22 protein-coding genes are annotated in these 24078 nt (G+C 53.0%); 3 read left to right on the top strand and 19 right to left on the bottom strand.

Annotated elements, in window-relative coordinates; all coding sequences use genetic code 11:
* Positions 1-44: 44 nt before the first annotated feature.
* Positions 45-866 (top strand): YaeF family permuted papain-like enzyme, encoded by an 822-nt coding sequence (locus FN082_RS07355; RefSeq protein WP_142981365.1) that lies wholly within the window; start codon positions 45-47, stop codon positions 864-866.
* Here FN082_RS07355 and nlpE read toward each other — a convergent pair.
* The 3 genes from nlpE to FN082_RS07340 are packed head-to-tail and all read right to left on the bottom strand — an operon-like array spanning position 863 to position 2561.
* Positions 863-1585 (bottom strand): envelope stress response activation lipoprotein NlpE, encoded by a 723-nt coding sequence (nlpE, locus tag FN082_RS07350; RefSeq protein ID WP_180349509.1) that lies wholly within the window; start codon positions 1583-1585, stop codon positions 863-865. The genes FN082_RS07355 and nlpE overlap by 4 nt on opposite strands.
* A gap of 20 nt (positions 1586-1605) precedes the next feature.
* A complete protein-coding gene (arfB, locus tag FN082_RS07345; protein WP_139537058.1) occupies positions 1606-2019 on the bottom strand; it encodes an alternative ribosome rescue aminoacyl-tRNA hydrolase ArfB in 414 nt (137 codons plus the stop codon).
* A complete protein-coding gene (locus FN082_RS07340; protein WP_139537057.1) occupies positions 2016-2561 on the bottom strand; it encodes a YaeQ family protein in 546 nt (181 codons plus the stop codon). The genes arfB and FN082_RS07340 overlap by 4 nt, the downstream gene beginning before the upstream one ends.
* 196 nt (positions 2562-2757) lie before the next feature.
* Between FN082_RS07340 and FN082_RS07335 the strand changes: the two genes are divergently transcribed.
* Both FN082_RS07335 and rof read left to right on the top strand, forming a co-directional pair.
* Entirely contained in the window at positions 2758-2958 is a 201-nt protein-coding gene (locus FN082_RS07335) for a YaeP family protein (RefSeq protein ID WP_004098778.1), read from the top strand.
* On the top strand, positions 2945-3205 hold the full coding sequence (rof, locus tag FN082_RS07330; RefSeq protein ID WP_139537056.1) for a Rho-binding antiterminator: 261 nt from the start codon (positions 2945-2947) through the stop codon (positions 3203-3205). Before FN082_RS07335 ends, rof begins: the two co-directional genes overlap by 14 nt.
* A gap of 15 nt (positions 3206-3220) precedes the next feature.
* Here the strand turns inward: rof and tilS are convergent, their stop codons facing one another.
* From tilS to ispU, 16 genes are all read right to left on the bottom strand, one after another.
* Positions 3221-4528 (bottom strand): tRNA lysidine(34) synthetase TilS, encoded by a 1308-nt coding sequence (gene tilS, locus FN082_RS07325; protein WP_185930301.1) that lies wholly within the window; start codon positions 4526-4528, stop codon positions 3221-3223.
* A 63-nt stretch (positions 4529-4591) separates the two neighbouring features.
* Positions 4592-4981 carry a VOC family protein gene (locus FN082_RS07320; RefSeq protein WP_139537055.1) on the bottom strand — a complete coding sequence of 130 codons (390 nt, stop codon included), beginning with the start codon at positions 4979-4981 and terminating at the stop codon, positions 4592-4594.
* Between the two features lie 62 nt (positions 4982-5043).
* A complete protein-coding gene (locus FN082_RS07315; RefSeq protein WP_142981364.1) occupies positions 5044-7182 on the bottom strand; it encodes a lysine decarboxylase LdcC in 2139 nt (712 codons plus the stop codon).
* Positions 7183-7257: 75 nt separating this feature from the next.
* Positions 7258-9042 (bottom strand): chitinase, encoded by a 1785-nt coding sequence (locus FN082_RS07310; RefSeq protein WP_139537053.1) that lies wholly within the window; start codon positions 9040-9042, stop codon positions 7258-7260.
* A gap of 190 nt (positions 9043-9232) precedes the next feature.
* Positions 9233-10192, bottom strand: coding sequence for an acetyl-CoA carboxylase carboxyl transferase subunit alpha (gene accA, locus FN082_RS07305; protein ID WP_139537052.1), 960 nt, complete (start codon positions 10190-10192; stop codon positions 9233-9235).
* A gap of 12 nt (positions 10193-10204) precedes the next feature.
* Complete coding sequence (dnaE, locus tag FN082_RS07300; RefSeq protein WP_139537051.1) at positions 10205-13687, bottom strand: DNA polymerase III subunit alpha; 3483 nt, start codon at positions 13685-13687, stop codon at positions 10205-10207.
* 38 nt (positions 13688-13725) lie between these two features.
* Positions 13726-14322: a ribonuclease HII gene (gene rnhB, locus FN082_RS07295; protein WP_139537050.1), complete on the bottom strand. Its 597-nt coding sequence runs from the start codon at positions 14320-14322 to the stop codon at positions 13726-13728.
* Positions 14319-15467: a lipid-A-disaccharide synthase gene (lpxB, locus tag FN082_RS07290; protein WP_139537049.1), complete on the bottom strand. Its 1149-nt coding sequence runs from the start codon at positions 15465-15467 to the stop codon at positions 14319-14321. Before lpxB ends, rnhB begins: the two co-directional genes overlap by 4 nt.
* Complete coding sequence (gene lpxA, locus FN082_RS07285; protein WP_139537048.1) at positions 15467-16255, bottom strand: acyl-ACP--UDP-N-acetylglucosamine O-acyltransferase; 789 nt, start codon at positions 16253-16255, stop codon at positions 15467-15469. Before lpxA ends, lpxB begins: the two co-directional genes overlap by 1 nt.
* A 3-nt stretch (positions 16256-16258) precedes the next feature.
* Positions 16259-16714, bottom strand: a complete 456-nt coding sequence (gene fabZ / locus FN082_RS07280; RefSeq protein ID WP_004145858.1) for a 3-hydroxyacyl-ACP dehydratase FabZ — start codon at positions 16712-16714, stop codon at positions 16259-16261.
* Between the two features lie 102 nt (positions 16715-16816).
* Positions 16817-17842, bottom strand: coding sequence for a UDP-3-O-(3-hydroxymyristoyl)glucosamine N-acyltransferase (lpxD, locus tag FN082_RS07275; RefSeq protein ID WP_139537047.1), 1026 nt, complete (start codon positions 17840-17842; stop codon positions 16817-16819).
* A gap of 3 nt (positions 17843-17845) precedes the next feature.
* Positions 17846-18331: a molecular chaperone Skp gene (skp, locus tag FN082_RS07270; protein ID WP_004098757.1), complete on the bottom strand. Its 486-nt coding sequence runs from the start codon at positions 18329-18331 to the stop codon at positions 17846-17848.
* A 124-nt stretch (positions 18332-18455) separates the two neighbouring features.
* Positions 18456-20873: an outer membrane protein assembly factor BamA gene (gene bamA, locus FN082_RS07265; RefSeq protein ID WP_142464256.1), complete on the bottom strand. Its 2418-nt coding sequence runs from the start codon at positions 20871-20873 to the stop codon at positions 18456-18458.
* Positions 20874-20904: 31 nt separating this feature from the next.
* Positions 20905-22257: a sigma E protease regulator RseP gene (rseP, locus tag FN082_RS07260; RefSeq protein WP_139537045.1), complete on the bottom strand. Its 1353-nt coding sequence runs from the start codon at positions 22255-22257 to the stop codon at positions 20905-20907.
* Between the two features lie 11 nt (positions 22258-22268).
* On the bottom strand, positions 22269-23126 hold the full coding sequence (cdsA, locus tag FN082_RS07255; protein ID WP_112215830.1) for a phosphatidate cytidylyltransferase: 858 nt from the start codon (positions 23124-23126) through the stop codon (positions 22269-22271).
* 12 nt (positions 23127-23138) lie between these two features.
* A complete protein-coding gene (gene ispU / locus FN082_RS07250; protein ID WP_139537043.1) occupies positions 23139-23897 on the bottom strand; it encodes a (2E,6E)-farnesyl-diphosphate-specific ditrans,polycis-undecaprenyl-diphosphate synthase in 759 nt (252 codons plus the stop codon).
* Positions 23898-24078 lie beyond the last annotated feature (181 nt).

Below are 24078 nucleotides of genomic sequence, written 5' to 3'. Positions count from 1 at the left end.
AGGCTCTGGTTTCCAGAGCCTCTTTTTTTACAAGGATTGTAATCATGGCTAAACGAGTGGCAGATTGCTGCCTGCTTATTCCCGCATTGATATTGCTTTCCGCCTGCACAATGGACGTAGGCCAGCCAGAGTCTTCAGCATCCGCCATTAACCCGCAATCAACGCAATGGGCAATAAAATTTCAGCGTCAGGGCTCAGTAACCAACAAAACGTTGCTTGAGATTAGTGAACAAGACCTGCGTCCCGGCGACCTCCTTTTCTCTTCCAGTATTGGCGTGACATCATTAGGGATCCGTGCTTTTAGCACCTCTTCCGTTAGCCATGTCGCTATCTATATCGGTGATAACCAGGTTGCCGAAGCAACCGGCGCAGGGGTTCAGATTGTTTCCCTTCAGCAAGCCATGCAGCACAGCGATAAACTGTTTGCGCTAAGAGCGCCGACCCTCACGCCGCAACAGGCCGCAGGCATTAAAAACTTCGCGTATAAAAACAGAGACAGTGGCTACAATTACCGCGGCATCATTGAATTTGTGCCCTTTATGGTGACAAAACAACTGTGCTCCCTGAATCCATTCTCCAGAGATTTTCGCCAACAGTGCGTTAATGGCCTGGCCAAAGCGCAGCTCAGCGATGCGGATAGCGCAGAGAAGAAAGCCTGGTTTTGTTCTGAGTTTGTCAGCGATGCCTTCGCGAAGGCCGGACACCCGCTGACGATGGCCCAACCGGGCTGGATTAGCCCATCAGACCTGCTGCATATGCGCGAGGGTGATGTAGCAAACTTTAAGCCCGAAACACAATTGCAGTATGTCGGGCATCTTAAGTTGGGAATTTATATTAAGACAAGCCGCCTCGTAGGGCTTAATTAACGAGAATTGCAGTCTTCGTTTTGGTAAAACTTCCCTGCCGAATCGACTGCCAGCACTTTCACCGGCGCTCCCGAATCCGGATTTGCGTCAAGCGTAAAGTGCCCCTCAACCACCAGCAGTACCGGACGGGTATCCGTCCCGCGCGCGGCGGCATAATCGCGCTCAAGCTGAGCATTATTCGCGACAGCCACCCGCTTACCGGTGGCGCAATCGGTAAAGGTCGCGGCATCCGCCATATAGAAGTACATTCCACGCATCGCCATCGGCGTAATCGGCAGGCTGGCTTTGACGGATTCAAGCGTGTAATTCAACGTCGACTCTATTGGGTTACCATCGCGATCGAGCATCTCCAGCTTGTCGCCCTTCGCCCGGTAATAGGACTTCTCACCTTTGCTATCGGTCAGCACCAGCTTATCGGCCGTACGCGCCCAGCTACCGTATGACGCAAAAGAGGAAGGTTCACGACTCACGCCCTGATAGCGTTCATTCATTACCCAGGTGCCGTCTTTCTCAAGAAAGAGCGAGGTTTCGATGCCTTCGCAGTCGGCGCACGGCAGCACGCCTCGCCAGCTTTGCTGCATTGGTTTTAGTTCTTCCATCGGCGCTGGCTGTATCGCTTCTACTTCCGAGCGATGGTTACAGCCGAATAAGGCAAAAAGCGAACAGGCCGCCACGACTGAGAATACGATTTTCTTCACTGTAAATTCCTTATCATCCATTCCACCGGTTCGCCATACCCTTAAGGGCGAACTTTCCCACGCAGCGCTTTGACTGAGGACTTCTGCGCCTTCGAAGCAAGCCGACGCTCTTTTGACGCCCGAGTCGGTCGCGTCTCCCGGCGACGCTTTTGCACTGCGGTTAATTCTTGTATTAAAGCAACCAGACGAACTATCGCCGCTTCGCGATTCATTTCCTGGCTGCGATATTCCTGAGCCTTAATGATAACCACACCATCGGCAGAAATTAAGTGGTGGCTGGCGGTAAGCAGACGCGCCTTATAATGCTCTGGCAGGCTCGATGCTTTGATATCAAAGCGCAAATGAATTGCCGTTGATGCCTTATTGACGTGCTGACCGCCCGCGCCCTGCGCGCGTATCCCGGAAAGTGAAACCTCTTCATCCGCAATCGCTACGCTGCGGCTAATCGTAATCATGCTGGTGTTTGCCAGGCCGTCAAATGAATTTCCAGATTATTCTTAGCATCAGATAACCAGATACTGCCGTCCTGGATGGTCGCCTGTAGCGACATCGTACGATCGGCAAAAGCGCTGAGCTGTGCCAGCTGAGTATCATCTAAATACCACACCGTCAGCTTTGAAAACTGTGCCATTTTGCTCTTATTCTGCTGCCACCAAATTTCTGCCGCTCGACTATTATAGGCAAACAGCGCCACCTCTTGCGCCCGCGAGCAGGCTTTTTTAATCCGCCGCTCATCCGGCAGCCCTAGTTCAATCCACAGATCCACGCCCAGATGATCGTTAAGCAGCCAAAGTTCCGCTTCATCGTCGGAAGACAAACCGCGGGTAAACTGCAGACGCTCGTCGGCGTATTTAATCCACGCCAGCAGGCGCAGCATCATGCGCTCCTGGGTTTCTGACGGATGCTGGGCAAGCGTCAAGCTGGCATCCAGAAACTGGTTGCGGTCAAGGTCGGCTACATTCACCGTCGCCTTATAAATAGTCGCTTTTAGCGCCATGAGTAAACTCCTGATAAAAATGGCGTACATTGTAGCTAAACTAGCGACAAAAGGCTGTCAGCAATCAAAGGTTCCCCTTTCATCCTGCTGATATTGCTTAAATGACTATGGTATAGTCACCTTGCTAAACAGAGTTTATCTTCGTAGGCTTAAACTTACATCCCACGGTTAAGTCAGAACGCTGACAGGAGGGCATGTGGACAAATATTGTGAGTTAATACGCAAGCGGTATGCGGAAATAGCCAGCGGGGATCTGGGGTATATCCCGGATGCGCTCGGTTGCGTGTTGAAAGTATTGAATGAGGTTGCGGCGGATCAAGCCCTTGCTGAGTCAGTCAGGGAAAAGGCCGCATATGCGGCGGCAAACTTACTGGTGAGCGATTATGTCAATGAATGATACTTATCAACCCATCAATTGCGATGATTATGACAACCTCGAGCTTGCCTGTCAGCACCATCTGGTCCTGGCGCTGGCGCTAAAAGATGGCGAACAGTTACAAGCGAAGGCCAACGATCTTATCTCGCGCAAAAATATCGAGTATCTGGTTGTGGAACTCGCCGGCGACGTCCGCGAGCTGCGTCTGGATAAAATCGCCAGCTTCAGCCATCCGGAAATCGGTACGGTAGTCGTCAGCGAATCCTGAATCAAAACGGGTGGCTCAGCCGCCCGTTTTCCTCCATAGCATCTGCACACCTTCACCTTCCTGAACTTTCCCATCCTCGGTGACAAACAGACCATCTGCCGCGGCGATTAGCGTTTCGCCATAAAACAGTAACGGCGTGGTATCGCGACGCCAGGGGGCAACGCCCAGCTCTTGCCAGATTTTTTTCAGCTTACGCCCACCGTGCCGGCCCACAATATGCAGATTACCGCTGGCGCGAAAGCGGATGCTTACCGCTTCTCCTGTGTGCGGCCTGCGCAATGGTCCTCCGGGCAGTAACGCCAGCTCACCGAGGCTATCAGGTAGTAGCAGAGGCTTAGCGATATCCCCCCACTCCAGCACCGTCTCACTCTGACCTGGAACGTACTTAACCCAATACAGCCGCTGCTGATAGCGACGGACGGTAAATTGACCAAGGCGCAGACAGGGGAAAGCGTCTTCCCGGGCCTGCGCGACCTCACGCCAGATTCGCTCCGGTACCTCACGTGAAGGCATCGGCGCATGATGCCCTGCCAGCCAACGGCGTAGCAGCGCGGCCCGACGCGGCGCGCTCATGGTCATCAAGGGTTCGATTGCCAACGCGCCCCCCTCGTCAACCAGCGTCGCCAGCTCCTCCGCTAACATCTCATCCAGCAGTTGTTCCTGTTCGCCGCACAGGCTGGCGCTACGCGCGACGGCCTCAGCAAAGTGCGGCCAGCGCGCGCAGATCTGCGGAACTATCCGCAAACGAAGAAAGTTGCGGTCATAAGCGTCATCCTGATTACTTTCGTCTTCAATCCAGGTGAGCTGTTGGTCCATCGCCCACTGGTGTAACGCGTCTCGGCGTTCATCGAGCAGCGGACGCAGCAGTTTCGTTCCGGCAAAATCAGACTCGCCGGCCATCGCCGAAAGCCCTGTAGGACCACTCCCCCGCTTCAGCGCCAACAGAAAGGTTTCACACTGATCGTCAAGATGCTGCGCGGTGACCAGCACTTCGCCAGGCGCAAGAGCCGCACGAAACGCCTGATAGCGCGCCTGACGCGCATGGGCCTCAATCCCCAGCCCTTCATCCGCAAGCACAACCCGTTCGACTAAAAGCGGCACCTGCCATTGCTGGCAAATTTGCTGGCAGTGCGCCACCCAGCCGTCGGCATTAGCGCTGAGTCCGTGGTGAATATGAATTGCTCGCAGTTGAATCGTTGGATCCTGTTCACGCCAGCAAACCAGGCGGTGTAAAAGAACTGTCGAATCCAGCCCGCCGCTGAAGGCCAGCAAAAACTGGCGGTGCGGTTGGAGCTTTTGCGCAATATCCGGGATTATCATCATGAGAGTACTAACAGAGGAAAGCGTGTCCGGCACGTTACCCGGCGGGACACGCTCTGACAAGAATTACTGTTGATAAATCTCCAGCGGCAGCCCGTCTGGATCGTTAAAAAAGGTAAAACGTTTATCGGTGAACGGATCGATACGAATACCTTCACAAGTGACGCCATGCGCTTCAAGGTGAGCAACGGCCGCGTCAATATCATCAACGCTAAACGCCAGATGACGTAAGCCGCAGGCCTCAGGACGGCTCGGACGTGAAGGAGGAAACGGGAAAGAAAACAGTTCAATGACATATTCGCCATTCAGCGCCAGATCGCCCTTCCATGAATCGCGCTCTTCACGGTAAAACTCGCCCTGGAGAGTAAAACCAAGAATGTCGCAGTAGAACGCCTTACTTTTCGCATAATCCGTCGCAATGATGGCAATATGGTGAACCCGTTTTAAACCCAGCATGGTAAAACTCCTCCAGTTGAAGCCGATAACGTTACTCGCTCAGTTCATTATTGCGCAAGCGCTTAGTCATTTTTTAAGACTCGAACGTGGTACACGCCATCTTCATCACGTTTCGCACCATGGATATCCGTTTCAAAGCCCGGATAATGGCGGCCAATTGAACACAGCATCAACAGAAAATCGAGCACCGCGCGGCTCTCCTCGGTGATCATCTCACCCGGCATCAATAACGGCACGCCAGGAGGGTACGGCAGGATCATATTCGCCGAAATTCGTCCAACCAGATTTTCCAGTTCAATGGTTTCCACTTCACCTTTAATCTGCCGCTGCCAGGCCTGGTGTGGCGTCATTTTCATCTCCGGCAAAACATCGAAAGCGCTGAGCATCAGCTGCGAAAGCTGGTGCTGGCGAATCAGCCGATGAATGCCCTGCGCCAGATCCTGAATGCGCATATTGCGATAAAAATCCGGATCTTCCGCATAGAGATCCGGCAGCATATTCTTCACCCGCAAATTCAGATCGTAAGAGCGTTTAAACTCGGTCAATCCGCGCAATAATCCCATAGCTCGGGTTTTATCAATCCCTATACTGAATAGAAACAACAGGTTGTACGGCCCCGTTTTCTCGACCACAACGCCACGTTCATCAAGGAATTTCGCCACCAGCGCGGCCGGTATACCTTCGCTATCCATATTGCCCTGTTCATCCATACCGGGCGTCAGAATCGTCACCTTCACCGGGTCAAGGAACATGTGGTCTTCATCGGCATCCTGAAAACCATGCCACTGTTCACCGGGGGAAACTGACCAGCACAGGGCTTCATCAATCTCTTCCGGCTGCCAGATATCAAAGAACCAGCCGTCAGACTCTTCGCGCAACCGCTGAACCTCTTTGCGGAAATCCAGCGCCCGTTCAATTGAACGCTGGATTAGCCGCCTGCCGGAATTACCGCGCAGCATTGCGGCTGCCGTTTCAATAGAGGCAACGATCGGGTAGCTCGGGGAGGTCGAGGTGTGCATCATAAAGGCTTCATTAAAGGTATCTTCATCGTAGCGACCTTTAATATGGATAAGCGAAGCCTGCGATAACGCGGCCAGCATTTTATGCGTCGACTGCGTTTCAAAAATAACTTTCCCCGGAATGCGGTCGCCGCTCATTCCGCTTTTGCCCTGATAAATCGGGTGAAAATGGGTATAGGGCACCCAGGCTGAGTCAAAGTGGATTGACGGCACGTCGAGGGTCTCTTTGATCCAGGTGGTGTTATACAGCAGCCCGTCATAGGTGGAGTTAGTGATCACCGCATGTACTGGCCACCCGGCACCGCCAGTAGCATTCACTTTTTGCTGAATGTTATCGCGGGTAAATTCACGCTTCGGAATACCGCCGAGGATCCCCAACGCGTTGCGCGTCGGTTTTAGCCACAGCGGCACCACATCGCTCATCATCAATAAATGAGCCAACGATTTATGGCAGTTGCGATCGATAAGCAGGGTACTTCCCGCCGGAGCGGAATACATACCGACAATTTTATTCGACGTCGAGGTGCCGTTAGTCACCATGTAGCTTTGCTCTGCCCCGAAAGCGCGGGCGATATACTCTTCAGCTTCCAGATGCGGGCCGCTATGATCAAGTAGAGACCCCAGTTCCGTCACGGAGATAGAGACATCAGCTTTTAGGGTATTCCCGCCGAAGAAATCATAAAACAGGCAGCCAACCGGACTTTTTTGATAGGCCGAGCCGCCCATATGCCCCGGCGTACAGAAGGTATATTTCCCTTCCTGGACATAGTTAAATAATGCTTTGGTAAACGGCGGGGTAATGTTGTCAAGGTATTCGCGGGTGTACTGGCCGATGCGGGTCGCAATTTCCTCAGAAAGCCCGAGAGCGTATTCAAAGAACCATAGCGTCATACGCAGGTCCTGACTGCTGACATCCATCGTCGAATGCGCGTTGATAAACGCGTAAAGCGGCAGATACTCATTTAAGCGATTAATATCGCTGCACAGGTCAACGCTATATTCATCCCAATCAAAAATAACCCCGCAGATCCGCGGATTATGCTCGATGAACTGCAAAAGGTCGGCGCTATTTTGCGGCCAGATGGTCTGGAAGCCTTGCCGTTGCAGGGCGGCTTCCAGCTCTTTGATCGGTTCGTCTTTATAATAGACGCCGTGGGGTCCCATGATCGCAATGATATTCACGCTTTCCTCCAGGAATTTACCTAAGGAAAGCATAATAACACCCGCCAGCGCTAAACACTGGCGGATTTATCTATATTACAACGCTTTCCACGCATCGCCCCAGGCAATACCAGCACCAGGCTCATAGTAGGTCGGAGCACTGTTGCACCATGCGCCTTCCGGCAGTGGTTTACACTGGTATAGCGCGCCGTGGTTATTAACAATATCACCCGCTTTCCAGGTCTGGGTGCTGCTCCAGGAAGGATAGCTAATGCTACCGCCATCAGTTTCACCGGTTGCTTCATCCGCTGCGGCTTTAGCTTTCACGTTCAAAGTATACGTTGTGATACTGGACAGCGTACCATCGCTCACCGTCAAACTAACCACGTACTGAGCATCCTGATCTTTCTCCGGCGCGGTAAAGGTCACTACTGCTTTATCCTGACCGCTGACAGTCTGACCATCCTGCGACATCCAGGTATAGGTCAGCTTGTCGCCGTTGGCATCGGTAGAACTTTCTGCACTCAGGGAAACCTGGGCACCCGCTTCAATGGCACCAATTGGTCCAGAAATACGAGCAACGGGCGCAACGTTAGTTTCCGGCGCTGGCGTGGTATCGTCGGTCGTATCAGTCGTCGTATCGGCCTGACCGCTATCATCTACGATGTTGACGTTAAAGTGGCTCTGGACACATTTCGCATAGTCGCCCGCTTTAAAGGCGGTATACGGCGTCTGGTAGCCCACCAGTTGGCAAGCGTTAGTTTTGCCGTCAGAGGTATCCGCGCTCCATCCCCAATCTTCTTCCCAATAAATCGGTAATGCGCCTGCGCCACCTTCATCAAACTGCTTCATGTTCTTACAGCCAAGTACTTCATCATCGGCAATTGGCACTTTCAGGTAGTTTGCAAACTCTTTGTAGTAGGCAATACGGTTCAGAGACTGTGCATTCTCATCCGCCCCGCCGCATTCAACGCCACCGTTAATAATCTGAATGGTAACCCCAAAACCTTCAACCAGACCGTTCGATTTATCATGGTCATTAGGCACCCAGGTCCCGTCGATCACGTGCAACATAGAAGGTTTCGGCGGCTGCGGGTAAACGAAGAAGAAGACAGCGCTTGCCAGGTTCATCCAGGTATCCGCTACCAGTTCAGGTTTATCCAGCAGCGGACGGACGTCGCCATCGTACATGGCATCGGAGAACGGACCGTAGTTGTAGTTATAGGAGAGCTGCTTCGCGCCGCGGCCAAAGTAGCTCAGGTAGTCGCCGTCCTTATCTTTGCCGCAAGGCCAGGTCTGCCCCTGCCAGATATCCGGGTTACATTCACCGTTGTAGCCGCCTTTCTGGCCTTCTACCCAACCCACCTCTCGCAGATAGACCAGCGCCTGACGCCACTCGGGAATATCGCGCCAGCTTTCATGACCGCCGGTTTCCTGGGCAAAGTGGGCAAACATAGTTGCCAGGGATTTACGGCAGATAGCATCGCTGTCACGCCCATCGGTATAAGTACCGCAAACAGCCGGGAATTTACCGATAGCTTTCAGAAAGTTAGAGTATGTATATTCTGCAGCGCGCATCGGGAACAGATATTCCCAATCCTGTTCAGACAGCATGCTTTCCACACGCTTAACGTTTGCCGGATTGCTCACCAGACCCGGTTCGATTTTTTCAACTTCGCTGTTAGGCAGCGTTTGAATCGATGATTTTACCGATTCCATCAGCGGAAAATCGGTTAATGCCTTTTCTTTAGCGGCCAGATCGCTCGCCTTAATGGTTGTCGCTTCCGTTGCGCCAAGCAACGGTGCGGCCTGTGCGGCCCCCAGGCTTAACATGATCCCTGCGGCCACGGCGCTCAATGCGACGGTTTTATACAATGCCATAGTATTTCTCCTTTATCCTTGTTAACTGCCTGCCGGGTCGCAATACCTGGCAGTTGCTGCAGTTTTAGGGGAGACGGGCATCATCCGCTAATCACATTACCTCTCGCTGATCTCATCTCGCATCAGTAAACAACACATAAAAAAAGGGCCGGAAAATCCGACCCTTAGAGATAAAATATGAGATTAATAATCAGGCGTAGCCGTAGCTCATCAGACGCTGATAGCGACGGTTGAGCAGCTCTTCTTCGCCCAGCACGTCGAGGTCAGCCAGATCGGCCAGCAGTTGTTCTTTCAATGAGGCCGCCATCACTTCCGGATTACGGTGCGCGCCGCCCAGCGGCTCAGGAATGATGGAATCAATCAGCTTCAGCTCTTTCAGACGCGGGGCAACAATCCCCATCGCTTCAGCGGCCAGCGGCGCTTTATCGGCGCTTTTCCACAGAATGGACGCACAGCCTTCCGGGGAGATAACGGAATAAGTGCTGTACTGCAGCATATTCACTTTATCGCCCACGCCAATCGCCAGCGCGCCGCCGGAACCACCTTCACCGATAACGGTACAGATAACCGGTACGCTCAAGCGCGACATTTCACGCAGGTTACGGGCAATCGCTTCAGACTGACCGCGTTCTTCTGCGCCAACTCCCGGATAGGCTCCTGGGGTGTCGATAAAGGTGATGATGGGCATTTTGAAGCGCTCAGCCATCTCCATCAGGCGCAGCGCCTTACGATAGCCTTCCGGAGCAGGCATACCGAAGTTGCGGCGAATTTTCTCTTTGGTTTCGCGCCCTTTCTGGTGGCCGATAATCATCACCGGGCGCCCATCCAGACGCGCAATCCCGCCAACGATAGCTTTATCGTCAGCGTAGGCGCGATCGCCAGCCAGTTCGTCGAATTCATCGAAAGCCAGGCGGACATAATCCAGGGTGTATGGGCGACGTGGATGACGAGCCAACTGGGCTACCTGCCATGCACCAAGATCGGCGAAGATCTTGCGCGTCAACTCTACGCTTTTTTCACGCAGTCGATGCACTTCTTCATCGATATTAATATCCAGTTTCTCATCCTGGCGGCTTACCGCAGTCAGAGAATCGATTTTCGCTTCCAGCTCTGCAATCGGCTGTTCAAAATCAAGGAAATTCAGACTCATAGTATTCCTGTATTAGTCAAACTCCAGTTCCACCTGCTCCGAGCCGATAAGGCCACGCAGATCGTTAAGTAAACGATCGCTCGGAGAGACGCGCCATGTTGCGCCAAAACGCAACCGCGCGCGCGCATCCGCCCTCTGATAATAGAGGTGTACTGGAATGGTTCCCGAACGATGGGGTTCCAGAGACTGACGGAGTCGGTTTAAAAGCTGGTCATCAATTTGCCTGTCCGTCAGCGAGATAGCAAGCCCGCGAGCATATTTTTCCCGGGCTTCGTCAATGTCCATGACTTCACGAGCGGTCATTTTAAGCCCCCCGCTGAAGTCATCAAAGCTGACCTGTCCGCTGACGATAAGTATGCGGTCTTTTTCCAGCAATTGCTGGTATTTATCCAGGGCGTCGGTGAATAACATCACCTCCAGACGCCCGGAACGGTCATCCAGCGTACAGATGCCGATACGATTACCGCGCTTGGTGACCATGACCCGCGCGGCAATAACGAGCCCCGCCGCCGTGGTCACTTTACCACGATCGGTCGGATGCATGTCTTTGAGTCGTACGCCGCCAACATAGCGCTCGATCTCTTTCAAATACTGGTTAATCGGGTGCCCGGTCAGATAGAGCCCCAGGGTCTCCCTTTCGCCATCCAGCACCACCTGCTCCGGCCAGGGCTGGCAGCTGGCGTAGGATTGTTCAATTTGTTCCGGCTCTTCCGCCAGCACGCCAAACATATCAGCCTGACCAATAGCTTCGGCTTTAGCATGCTGATCGGCAGCCTTCAGCGCATCGCTCAGTGAATTCATCAACGCCGCGCGATGCGGCCCGAGGCGGTCAAAAGCCCCGGACATAATCAGTTTTTCCAGCACCCGACGGTTGAGCTTTTTAATATCCGTACGCGCGCAAAGATCGAATAATTCGCGGAAATAGCCGCCCTGATTACGGGCTTCAATAATCGCTTCAATTGGGCCTTCGCCGACGCCTTTAATCGCGCCGATACCGTAAACGATTTCACCATCGTCGTTAACGTGGAAATGGTACAGGCCGGAGTTAATATCCGGCGGCAGGATTTTCAGCCCCATTCGCCAGCATTCATCCACCAGCCCAACGACCTTCTCGGTGTTATCCATATCGGCGGTCATTACCGCCGCCATAAACTCGGCCGGATAGTGCGCCTTCAGCCACAGCGTCTGGTAAGAAACTAAAGCATAAGCGGCGGAGTGCGATTTGTTAAACCCATAACCGGCGAATTTCTCCACCAGGTCAAAGATTTTCATCGCCAGCTCGCCATCAACGCCGCGCTTTTTCGCCCCTTCTTCAAAGGTGCCGCGCTGCTTGGCCATCTCTTCCGGTTTTTTCTTACCCATCGCACGACGCAGCATGTCAGCGCCGCCGAGGGTATAGCCGGAAAGCTCCTGGGCAATCTGCATGACCTGTTCCTGGTACAGAATGATGCCGTAGGTTGGCTCCAGTACCGGTTTCAGACATTCGTGCTGCCACTGTACGTCCGGGTACGATATCTCTTCGCGCCCGTGCTTACGGTCGATAAAGTTATCTACCATCCCCGATTGCAGCGGGCCAGGACGGAACAGGGCTACAAGGGCTATCATATCTTCGAAGCAGTCGGGCTGCAGACGTTTGATCAGATCCTTCATGCCACGCGATTCAAGCTGGAATACCGCAGTGGTTTCCGAACGTTGCAGCATGTCGAAGCTTTTCTTATCATCCAGCGGGATAGCGGCGATATCCAACGGTGGCTCGCCGTTCTTCTCGCGGCGGGCGTTGATCATCTCCAGCGCCCAGTTAATGATGGTCAACGTTCGCAGGCCGAGGAAGTCAAACTTCACCAGCCCGGCGTATTCCACATCGTTCTTATCGAACTGAGTAACCGGATGCTGACCCGCCTCATCGCAGTAAAGCGGCGCAAAATCGGTAATTTTCGTCGGTGCGATCACCACCCCACCCGCATGTTTACCGGCGTTACGGGTGACCCCTTCAAGCTTACGCGCCATATCAATCAGCGCTTTAACCTCTTCATCCGCCTCATAAATTTCAGGCAGCTGCGGTTCGGCTTCAAACGCTTTAGCCAGCGTCATGCCCGGATCGGGCGGCACCAGTTTGGAGATACGGTCTACAAAGCCGTACGGGTGGCCCAGAACACGGCCCACGTCGCGGATAACCGCTTTCGCTGCCATGGTACCAAAGGTGATAATTTGCGATACCGCATCGCGACCGTACATGTCCGCAACGTGTTCAATCACCTGGTCGCGTTTCTCCATGCAGAAGTCAACGTCGAAGTCGGGCATGGAAACACGTTCCGGGTTAAGGAAACGTTCGAACAGCAGGTCAAATTCCAGCGGGTCAAGGTCGGTAATTTTCAGCGCATAGGCCACCAGCGAACCCGCACCGGAACCACGTCCCGGCCCAACCGGCACGCCGTTATCTTTCGACCACTGGATAAATTCCATAACGATCAGGAAGTAACCCGGGAACCCCATCTGGTTAATAACCTGCAGCTCAATGTCCAGGCGCTCATCATATTCAGGACGGCGTTGACTCCGTTCATCCGGATCGGGGAACAGGAACTCCAGACGCTCTTCCAGACCCTCCTTGGATTTCTTAACCAGATAATCTTCGGTGGTCATGTCTCCGGTCGGGAACTGCGGCAGGAAGTATTCGCCGAGACGCACGGTTACGTTACAGCGTTTCGCGATTTCAACGGTATTTTCCAGCGCTTCGGGAATATCGGAAAACAGCTCGCACATCTCTTCTTCGCTGCGCATATACTGCTGCGAGGAGTAGTTACGCGGGCGCTTAGGGTCATCCAAAGTAAAACCGTCGTGGATAGCCACGCGGATTTCATGGGCGTCGAAGTCGCCCGGTTCGAGGAAGCGAACATCGTTGGTCGCCACCACCGGCAGGCCCCGGTTTTCCGCCAGTTCCACCGCGGCATGCAAATAGGATTCTTCATCCTGACGACCGGTACGAATTAGCTCAAGGAAATAACAGTCCGGAAAATGTTCTTCATAAAAATCAACGCACTGATCCACAAGCGCCATATTTCCGCGCAGCAAGCTGCGGCCCACGTCGCCCATACGCCCGCCGGAGAGCAAAATTAGCCCTTCTTTTAGTTCAACCAGCCAGTCGCGGTCGATAATCGGGCCTGCTGCACCGTAGCCGCGCTGGTAAGCCTTTGAGATAAGCAGCGTTAGATTCTGATAGCCAACATTGTTAGCAGCCAGCACCGTTAGCTGGCTCAGCTCATCGCCAAGCAGCTCGCTCTGGACGTGAAAATCAGCGCCAACAATCGGTTTAATCCCGGCACCATGTCCCGTTCCGTAGAACTTCACCAGCCCGCAAAGGTTGGTAAAATCAGTGATCGCCAGCGCAGGCATACCGAGCGCGGCCGCCTTTTTCACTAACGGCCCGGTTTTCGCCAGGCCATCGATCATGGAATAGTCGCTGTGCACCCGCAGGTGTACGAAACGTGGTTCAGCCATCTTCAGATTCCGCGTTACTTAATTGCTTGCGTGTCAGTTCAGGACGCCAGGCCCAGCGCGCGTTTTACCGGGCCAAAGCTGCGCCGATATTGTTCGATTACGCCATGTTCCAGCAGCTTTTGCAGATGAAAAGCGGTGGGATAACCTTTGTGTTGTGCAAAACCGTACTGGGGGAATTGCCGATCCAGTTCGGTCATTTCAGCATCGCGCGTCACTTTCGCCAGAATAGACGCGGCGCTGATTTCCGCTACTCGACTATCGCCTTTAACAACAGCCAGCGAAGGTACAGGTAGCGGCGGACAGCGGTTACCATCAATAAGAACAAACTCAGGGGAAATACTCAAACCCGCAACAGCACGCTGCATTGCCAGCATGGTAGCGTGCAAAATATTCAGTTCATCGATCTCATGCGGCTCCGCACGACCGAGGCTCCAGCACAGCGCTTTTTCTTTGATCTCATCAAATAGCGCAAGGCGACGTTTCTCACTTAATTTTTTGGAATCATTAAGACCCACAATTGGTTTTGCCGGGTCAAGAATCACCGCAGCAGTCACTACCGCGCCAACCAGCGGACCGCGTCCGACTTCATCGACTCCGGCAACCAGATGGGTATGCGGGTAAACAAATTCCATCATTTTGCTAACTCCAGTACTGCGTCCGCCGCCTGCTCATCAGCGTTGCAGCGGATCTGCTGATGCAGGGTGCGGAAGGTTTCATGCATATCGTGGCTGGTTTTACCATCGACCAGCAGCGGCTTCAGCGCGTCGGCTAACGCCTGCGGCTGGCACTCATCCTGCAGCAGCTCTTTGACCAGCTCACGCCCGGCCAGGAGATTTGGCAACGACACATAGTCGGTTTTAACCAGCCGCTTAGCTAACCAGAAGGTAAATGGCTTCATACGATAACCAACCACCATCGGGCACTTGGCCAACATACACTCCAGCGCCGCCGTTCCCGAGGCCAGCAGCGCAGCATCGCTGGCGATCATCGCATCACGCGCCTGACCGTCCAGCATATGCACGGCGAGATCCGGCGCAGTTTCTGCTTTAATACGCTCGAACTGTTCCCGACGCTTCGCGTTGACCAGAGGCACAACCACTTCCAGGTCAGGATAATAGCCTCGCAGGATCTGCGCCGTTTTCAGGAAATCAGCGCTAAGCATCTCGACTTCAGCCCCACGGCTACCGGGCAGTAGCGCCAGACAGTGTACGTCACGGGCAATTCCCAAACGGTCGCGCGCGGCGCCTTTGTCCGGATCCAGCGGCATCGCATCCGCCATCGTGTGACCGATAAACCGGCAGGGAACGTTAAACTTGTCATAAAACGCTTTTTCGAAAGGCAGAAATGCCAGCACCAGATCGGTGGATCTGCCAATTTTGAAAACGCGTTTTTGTCGCCATGCCCACACCGACGGACTGACGTAATGGATAGTTTTGATACCCTGCTTCTTGAGATTACCTTCAAGGGTAATATTGAAATCAGGGGCGTCAATACCAACGAAAACGTCTGGCTTAAGTTCGGTGAATCGACGGGTAAGATCGGCGCGAATATGCAGCAGTCGACGCAGGCGACCCAGCACTTCCACAATGCCCATCACCGCCAGCTCTTCCATCTCATACCAGGCTTCGCAGCCTTCGGCCTGCATCAATGGCCCGGCAACACCGACAAAGCGGGCATCAGGTATGCGGGATTTGAGCGCTCGAATAAGACCTGCGCCAAGAATATCGCCGGAGGTTTCTCCGGCGACCAGGGCAATCGTCAGGGGACGCGATTCAGTCATTAACGAATCAGGCCGCGCGTAGAGCGGGCAAAGAAGTCGCTGAATGCCTGAACTTCAGGGTACTGTGCCGCCAGCTCGGCAATCTCGGGTTTCGCTTCGTCCAGCGTTTTGCCGCTGCGGTACAGCAGCTTATACGCGTTACGAATCGCGGTGATCGCCTCACGGCTGAAACCGCGGCGTTTCAACCCTTCGATATTGACGCCAAACGGCGTTGCATGGTTGCCCTGAGCAATAACAAACGGTGGCACATCCTGCGCGACGCCTGAGCAGCCGCCAACCATCACGTGCGCGCCAATAATGCAGAACTGATGCACTGCGGTCATGCCGCCGATGATAACAAAATCATCCAGCGAAACATGGCCCGCCAGCGTTGCGTTATTGGCCAGAATACAGCGGTCACCCAACGTACAATCGTGCGCCACGTGGGCGTTGATCATCAGCAGGTTATCGCTGCCCACCTTCGTTAATCCACCACCCTGTACTGTGCCACGATGAATGGTGACGCTTTCGCGGATGCGGTTGCGATCGCCAATTTCCACGCGGGTGGGTTCGCCAGCATATTTCAGATCCTGGTTAACTTCACCGATGGAAGCGAACTGATAGATCTCATTGTCGCGGCCAATTTTAGTATGGCCATTAATGACAACGTGAGACTTCAGTACGGTGCCTTCGCCGATTTCGACGTTAGCGCCAACAATACAAAACGGGCCAATGTGGACGTTAGCGCCAACAACGGCACCTTCTTCTACAATGGCGGTAGGATGAATAAAGGCGGTTTTATCAATCACGTATCAGGCCTCCCGGCTACGGGCACACATCATCGTTGCTTCGCAAACCACTTTTCCGTCCACCAGCGCAACGCCTTTGAAACGCGTCAGGCCGCGGCGGGTTTTCTCAAAAGTGACTTCCATAATCATCTGATCGCCAGGCACGACCGGACGTTTGAAACGCGCTTCGTCAATCCCGGCAAAGTAATACAGCTCGCCCGGTTCCAGTTTTCCAACGCTTTTGAATGCCAGAATGCCGGTAGCCTGAGCCATCGCTTCCAGAATCAGTACGCCCGGTAAAATCGGCTTACCAGGGAAATGCCCCTGGAAAAACGGCTCATTTACAGAAACATTTTTTACTGCGCGCAGAAAACGACCTTCTTCAAAATCCAGCACACGGTCTACCAGCAGGAACGGGTAACGGTGAGGCAGAAGTTCCAGAATCTCTTCAATGTGCAGAGTATGAGTGTCAGTAGTCAAAATACTCTTCCTGTCTAAATATACTAAAAGGCAATAATAACACGGCCTGCGGCAATCTCATGAATGCAACAGGCCGAAAATTTAATGTGGCTGGATGCAGCACTAATCTTGCTGATTAACCTTGCGCTCGATGGCTTTGAGACGCTTGCTCATATCATCAATATTCAGAACCAGCGCAGCCGTTTTACGCCAAACCTTATTCGGCTGCAGCGGGATACCTGAAGAGTAAACCCCTGGCTCGGTGATAGGACGCATAACCATCCCCATCCCCGTAACGGTGACTTTATCGCAGATCTCCATATGCCCGTTGATCACGCTGGCTCCGCCAATCATGCAGTAGCGGCCAATTTTCAGACTGCCTGCCATGATCACGCCGCCGGCAACCGCGGTATTGTCGCCAATCACCACGTTATGCGCAATTTGACACTGGTTATCGATAATCACACCATTACCGATGACGGTATCGTCCAGCGCGCCACGGTCAATGGTCGTACAAGCACCGATCTCCACGCGATCGCCAATAATCACGCGACCTAACTGTGGGATCTTTACCCAGTTACCGCGATCGTTAGCGTAGCCAAAGCCATCTGCCCCGATCACCGTGCTGGACTGGATCAGGCAATTTTCGCCAATCTCAATGTCGTGGTAAACGCTGACATTGGCCCATAAACGCGAGCCAGAACCTATTTTCGTATTTTTCCCAACAAAGCATCCGGCACCGATAATAACGTTGTCACCGAGCACAACGCCCGATTCAATAACGGCATTCGGGCCAATAGCCACGTGGGTACCCAGCTTCGCCGTAGCATCAATGACCGCACTGGGTGCGATATCCTGCGCCGGCTGCGGCGTGGTATCAAGAATTTGAGCCATGCGCGCGTAGGTCAGGTAGGGATTACGCACTACCAGCGCGGCGCTCTGGGCAAAGGGCAAATCATCCTGCGTCATCACGACGGCAGAGGCCTGGCAAGCGGCCAGGTGTTCACGGTACTTTGGATTTACCATGAAAGTAATATGGCCCGCTTTAGCGGACTGCATGGACGCAACGCCGGTGATGACGATATCGCCATCACCGTGTAGTTCTGCATCCAACTGCTGGGCTAAATCAGCCAGTCGAATTGAAGGCATTACTTATTTAACCTGTTTCAGCACGTCAGCGGTGATGTCTTTTACATCGCTGCTGTTGTATGCAACGGCATTGGAGTCAACAACCAGATCGATGCTCTGATCTTTAGCCACGCTCTGTACAGCAGACTGGATACGAGTCACCAGCTTGCCGCGCTCTTCGTTAGAACGACGTGCACGATCCTGTTCGAAAGACTGTGCTTTCTGGGAGAAAGTCTGGCGCTGCGCCATCACGTCTTTTTCCAGTTTGGTACGGTCAGAGCCCGCTTTCATGGACTGCAGACGCTGCATTTTAGACTGCAGGTCGCCTTCCATACGCTGAAGCTCGCTCGCGCGGCCTTTGAACTCGTTTTCCAGCGTGTTAGAAACGCCTGTTTTCTGGGCAACCTGTTGGAACAGGCTGTTCATGTTAACCATTGCAATTTTATCTGCCGCCTGAGCGGAAGTTACCATTGCTAAACCCAGACCTGCAGCTAATAACCACTTTTTCACAATTAACTCCTTACCATCCCATGAGTACCCAGGGGTACCGTTATTTGCGTGGCCAGGCGATAACCTCAGCTATCGCCAATAGTCAGCGCTATACTGCACTTACATTCCATTGTAGCTAACACAATTACCAGGTTTTACCGATGTTAAACTGGAATTGTTCAGCTTTGTCTCCATCGTACTTTTTAAACGGCTGGGCGTAGGAGAATACCAACGGCCCTAACGGCGACATCCACTGTACTGCGATACCCGCAGACATACGAATGTTGTTCGGATCGCTGTAGTCCGGCACGCCAATAGCTCGAGTGTCGGCGGTATTCTGCCAGTTCGTATCCCATACGGTACCCATATCCCAGAAGACGGAAGTACGGACCGAGTTCGCATATTTATCACTGATAAACGGCGTTGGGGTGATCAGCTCCAGGCTGGCAACCGCCATAGCGTTACCACCGACCGCATCGTCAGATTTACAGTCTTTACCATCAGTATTAGAGCACTCTTCGTAGTCATCATCATCCCCAGCATAGGCCCCAGATTTATAGACCGCCTTCGGACCGATGGTATTAGACTGGAAGCCACGCACGGTACTGGAACCACCCGCGTAGAAGTTCTCATAGAACGGCATCTCTTTGCTTCCAATACCGTCACCATAACCCAGTCTGGTACGTCCCAAAACTACCCATTTGTGATCGTCATCAATCGGCACATAGGTTGCCGTATCCAACGTCGCTTTATAGTATTCGTTATCAGAGCCGGGAATGGTGACTTTACCATTCAGGTTGACGCGCGAACCTTCGGTCGGGAAGAAACCACGGTCCAGCTTGTTATACGTCCAACCGTAGTTGAAGGTGAAATCATCAGCAGAGAAGCTGTTGGTATTATCTGTACCCATTGATGCAAGGTAACGATCCATCGCCACCTGGGGTTGCATATTAGACAGCTTGTTATGCACATAGCCCAAGCCCATACGCAGCGAATTATATTCGTTTACCGGGAAGCCCAACGTGAGGTCCGTACCATAACTTTTATTGGTATAGTCAGACAGGTCGGCATCGTTAGCATCAAAGTCGTTATAGAAGACACGACCACCGAGACTGACACCGTCCACGGTAAAGTACGGGTTGGTTACCGACAGTTCAGTATAGGTCTGATAATCGTTTTTGGTACCGTTAATCCCAACGGAATAACCTGTACCTAACCAGTTATCCTGCTGAACGCCGGCCTGGAAGCTCACACCGCTCTCAGTACCGTAACCAACGCCGAAGTTAAAGCTACCGGTGTTACGCTCTTTAACCTTGTAAACAACGTCAACCTGATCCGGGCTGCCCGGTACGCGCTGCGTATCGGTATCAACCGTTTCAAAGTAGCCTAAGCGGTTCAGACGATCTTTACCTTGATCGACCAGGTCGCTCCCCAGCCAGGCGCCTTCCATCTGACGCATTTCGCGACGCAGAACGGCATCTTTCGAAGTATCGTTGCCTTCAAAGCGAATTTTACGCACGTAGTAGCGGTTGCCCGCATCCACGTTGACGTGCAGCTTCACGGTCTTATCGCTATCGTTGATTTCCGGCTGGGACTGAACGCGCGGATAGGCATAGCCGTAGCGACCGAGGAGTTTCTTAATGTCATTCTCCATTTTGGTCACTTTGGTGCCGTTATACAGCTCGCCCGGCTCGACTTTAGTCAGCGTTTCGATTTCTGCCGAATGTCCTGCCAGGTCCCCCGTCACCTGAACACCAGAAAGCTTATACTGATCGCCTTCGGTAATGTTGATGGTGATGTAGATACCTTTTTTATCCGGCGTCAGGCTAACCTGCGTGGAATCGATGTTGAAACGAGCATAGCCACGATCCAGATAGTAGCTGCGCAGAGTTTCAAGGTCACCAGCCAGCTTCTGTTTCTGATATTTACGATCGCCAACTACGTTCCACCATGGCACTTCATCGCGCAGTTGGAAGGTAGAAATCAGTTCATCGGTGCTGAATGCATGGTTGCCGACGATGTTGATCTGCTGGATTTTCGCCGAGACGCCTTCCTGGAATACCAGTTTCAGGTCGACACGGTTACGCGGCAGCGGCGTCACGACAGCTTTTACGCTGGCGCTGTACTTACCGACGCTGTAGTAGAAATCTTCCAGCCCTTTTTCGATATCAGCAAGCGTAGTGCGGTCGAGGGATTCCCCTACGCGTACGCCGGATGCCTCAAGGTTTTGCTTGAGCATGTCATCTTTCACCGACTTGTTGCCGGAGAAAGTGATGCTGGCAATCGTTGGACGCTCTTTCACCTGCACCAGCAGGGTATCACCATCGCGCAGAACGCGAACGTCCTCAAAGTTGCCAGTGGCAAACAGAGCACGGATGGTGTTACTGATATCATCATCGGTTACGGTATCGCCAGGACGCACTGGCATACTGAGGAGGGCCGCACCAACAGCGACACGCTGAAGGCCTTCGAAATGAATGTCCTTCACCACGAACCCGTCAGCACCGTATACGGTTGCGCTGCTAAACAGCAGCGACGCTATGAGCAACTTTTTCATCGCCATCGTTATTATGCGTTCTTCCTAACAAACTCTCTTACAACCGAGAGAAATCATTGAAAAGTGCAAGCCCCATTAACAGCACCAGCAGTATTGAGCCAATGCGATAACTAAAGTCTTGAACTCGCTCGGATACCGGTCCGCCTTTCAGCTTTTCAATCGCCAAAAACAGCAAATGTCCCCCGTCAAGAACAGGAAGCGGGAACAGGTTGATTATTCCGAGGTTCACGCTAATCAGCGCAAGGAACATCAGGTAATAAATCAGCCCGTACTCCGCTGACATCCCAGCCCCCTGGGCGATAGAAATCGGCCCGCTGAGGTTGTTCAGTTTGACATCACCGGTTATCAATTTGCCCAGCATCCTGACCGTTAACGACATCAGCTGCCAGGTTTTATCCGTGGCTTCAGCGATGGCGGCAAACGGCCCGTACTGACGCACTGTCTTATATTCATCAGGCAGCGGGATGACCTTAGGTACGACCCCTGCAAACCCCTCAGCTTTGCCCCTGGTGGACTTTGAATCTGGCGTCAAGGTTACCGATAAAGGACTCCCCTGCCGTTCGATGTCCAGAACTAACGCACTTCCCGGATTATCACGCACAAGATTAACAAACGTCATCCACTGCGTTAACGGTTGACCATCGACTTTAACGATCCTGTCGCCCGCTTGCAAACCCGCCTTCTGCGCCGCCGAGTTAGATTGAACTTCTGCCAGGACGGTATCAATCTGCGCGCTGCGCGGCTGAATGCCTAACGAAGCGACCGGATCTTGTTTATCCGGTTCAAACGCCCAGTGCTGCAGATCGAGGATTTTATCCTGGCGTTGATTAGTCCCGAAAGGGGCGACGGTAACTATTGTTTGCCGATCGCCTATCTTCGCCACCAGCGCCATACGCACTGCATCCCAATCAGGCGTTTCGATACCATCTATCGCTTTAAGTTCCGTTCCTTTTGCAATTTGTGCTTGCGCGGCAATCGAGTTGGGCGAGATATCGCCAACAACCGGACGAACGCCAGGGACGCCGATAATGAAGACTAGCCAGTAGGCAAAAATAGCAAAAAGGAAGTTGGCGATAGGCCCAGCGGCAATAACAGCAGCACGCTGACCAACGGTTTTGTTGTTGAAGGCGTAGTGGCGCATCTCGGGTGCCACCGGCTCGACGCGTTCGTCGAGCATTTTGACATAGCCGCCTAACGGGATAAGAGCAATGACGAACTCCGTGCCCTGCTTATCGCAGCGCCGCCAGAGAGCTTTACCAAAACCAATGGAGAAGCGCTCAACGCGGACGCCACAGCGGCGAGCAACCCAGAAATGGCCGAACTCATGGACGGTAATCAACACGCCCAACGCAATAATAAAAGCAGCCAAATTCCAGAGAACGCTCAGCATAAAACCTTCCGTCAAATCGTCCTGAAAACCAACAATAGCAGACACGCGAACACGGGTACCGCAGCCGTCAGGCTATCAATACGATCCAGAATACCGCCATGTCCGGGAATCAGATTCCCGCTATCTTTAATGCCAGCTTCTCGTTTAAACATGCTTTCTGTGAGATCGCCAAGTACCGAGGCCAAAGCCGCAATAACGGAGCAAACCAGCAGGACCGTCGGCGTGACATCCAGATGAGCCCACCAGCCGTAAGCCCATGAGATAACTGCCGCCGTGAGCAGCCCACCAAAAAATCCCTGCCAGGTTTTGCCCGGAGACACTTTTGGCGCCAGCTTATGCTTGCCGAACATTTTACCAAACATGTAGGCACCGGAATCCGCGCCCCAAACCAGGATCATCACGTACAGCAACCACAGCGCACCGCTGTAGTGATCATCGGCATAATGCCAGGCGCGCAGCGCCAGCATGCCCCAAAAAAAGGGGACAATGGTCAGGATGCCAAAAATCAGACGTAGCGTTTTTGAGTTACGCCAGAAGGCGGCAGAAGCGGGATAGGTCAGTACCAAAATAAGCGCAACTATCCACCAGCCAAATGATGCCCATAGCGACCCCTCAACCAACGGTTGGTGAACGTCGTAATGGTATTCCGGCATAAGAAAAAGCATCAGCGCCAGCAGCAGGCCGCAAAGCACCGACAGCCAGACTCTCTGCGTTGTTGAAGTGAAACCGCTAAATTGCCCCCACTCCCACGCAGCGAGCATACAGACGACCAGCGTGACGATGGCAAAACCCGCAGGCGGCAATAGAAAAAGCGCCGCAATGACGACGGGGATTAAGACGAAAGCAGAAATCAGGCGATACTTCAGCAAAAGTGACCCCCATCAGGCATTGTTGCCACCCGGCTCAGTGCCGCCGAAACGACGCTCTCGATTAACAAAGGCATGGAGTGCACCTTCAAAGTCCTGTTCAGCGAAATCGGGCCAAAGAACATCCGTAAAGTAAAGTTCGGCATAGGCAATTTGCCAAATCAAAAAATTACTAATGCGATGCTCTCCCCCGGTCCTAATAACTAAATCTACGGGAGCCAGTTCATGCATGCAGACCTGCTGACTCAGCATCTCTTCCGTGATTTGATCGGGCTCGAGTGCCCCGTCTTGTACCTGTTTGGCCAGATGTCGAACGCCCTGAACGATATCCCAGCGTCCACCGTAGTTCGCGGCAATGTTCAAGGTCAAGCCGGTGTTATTCTCAGTCAATGCTTCCGCTTTGCGGATACGCTCTTGCAAACGCGCATTGAAGCGCGTGGTCTCACCGATAATACGCAGACGCACATTATGCCTGTGCAGGCTTTTCACTTCGCTATCCAACGCCCAGACAAACAGCTCCATCAGCGCACTGACTTCCTGCGCCGGGCGGTTCCAGTTTTCACTACTGAACGCGTATAACGTCAACGCTTCAATACCATTATTAGCCGCGAAAGAGACGGCGCGACGCACGGACTTCGCGCCGGCTTTATGGCCGAAAGCACGAATTTTTCCTTGCCGTTTCGCCCAGCGACCGTTGCCGTCCATAATAATGGCAACATGGCGACAACCATGCGCAGGCGACATTTCGCTGACAGTTTGATTAGCAGACAACATAACGCGTTTTAAGTCCATAATAAGGATTAGCTAAGCCACCAAACACGGGCCACCGGTCAGCGCTGGATACGCATTTTTATCCGGTACCGGAGCTACGGCCAATCGCAGAGAACAACCAAAAGCTTTACGCAAAAAAGCCGTGTTTTGCCACGGCCACCGTAATCTTTCACAACAAAATGCA

This window comes from Klebsiella spallanzanii (assembly GCF_902158555.1).
GTDB lineage: Bacteria > Pseudomonadota > Gammaproteobacteria > Enterobacterales > Enterobacteriaceae > Klebsiella > Klebsiella spallanzanii.
Note: the sequence above shows the minus strand (reverse complement) of the source record. Positions and strands in the feature narration are given on the sequence as shown.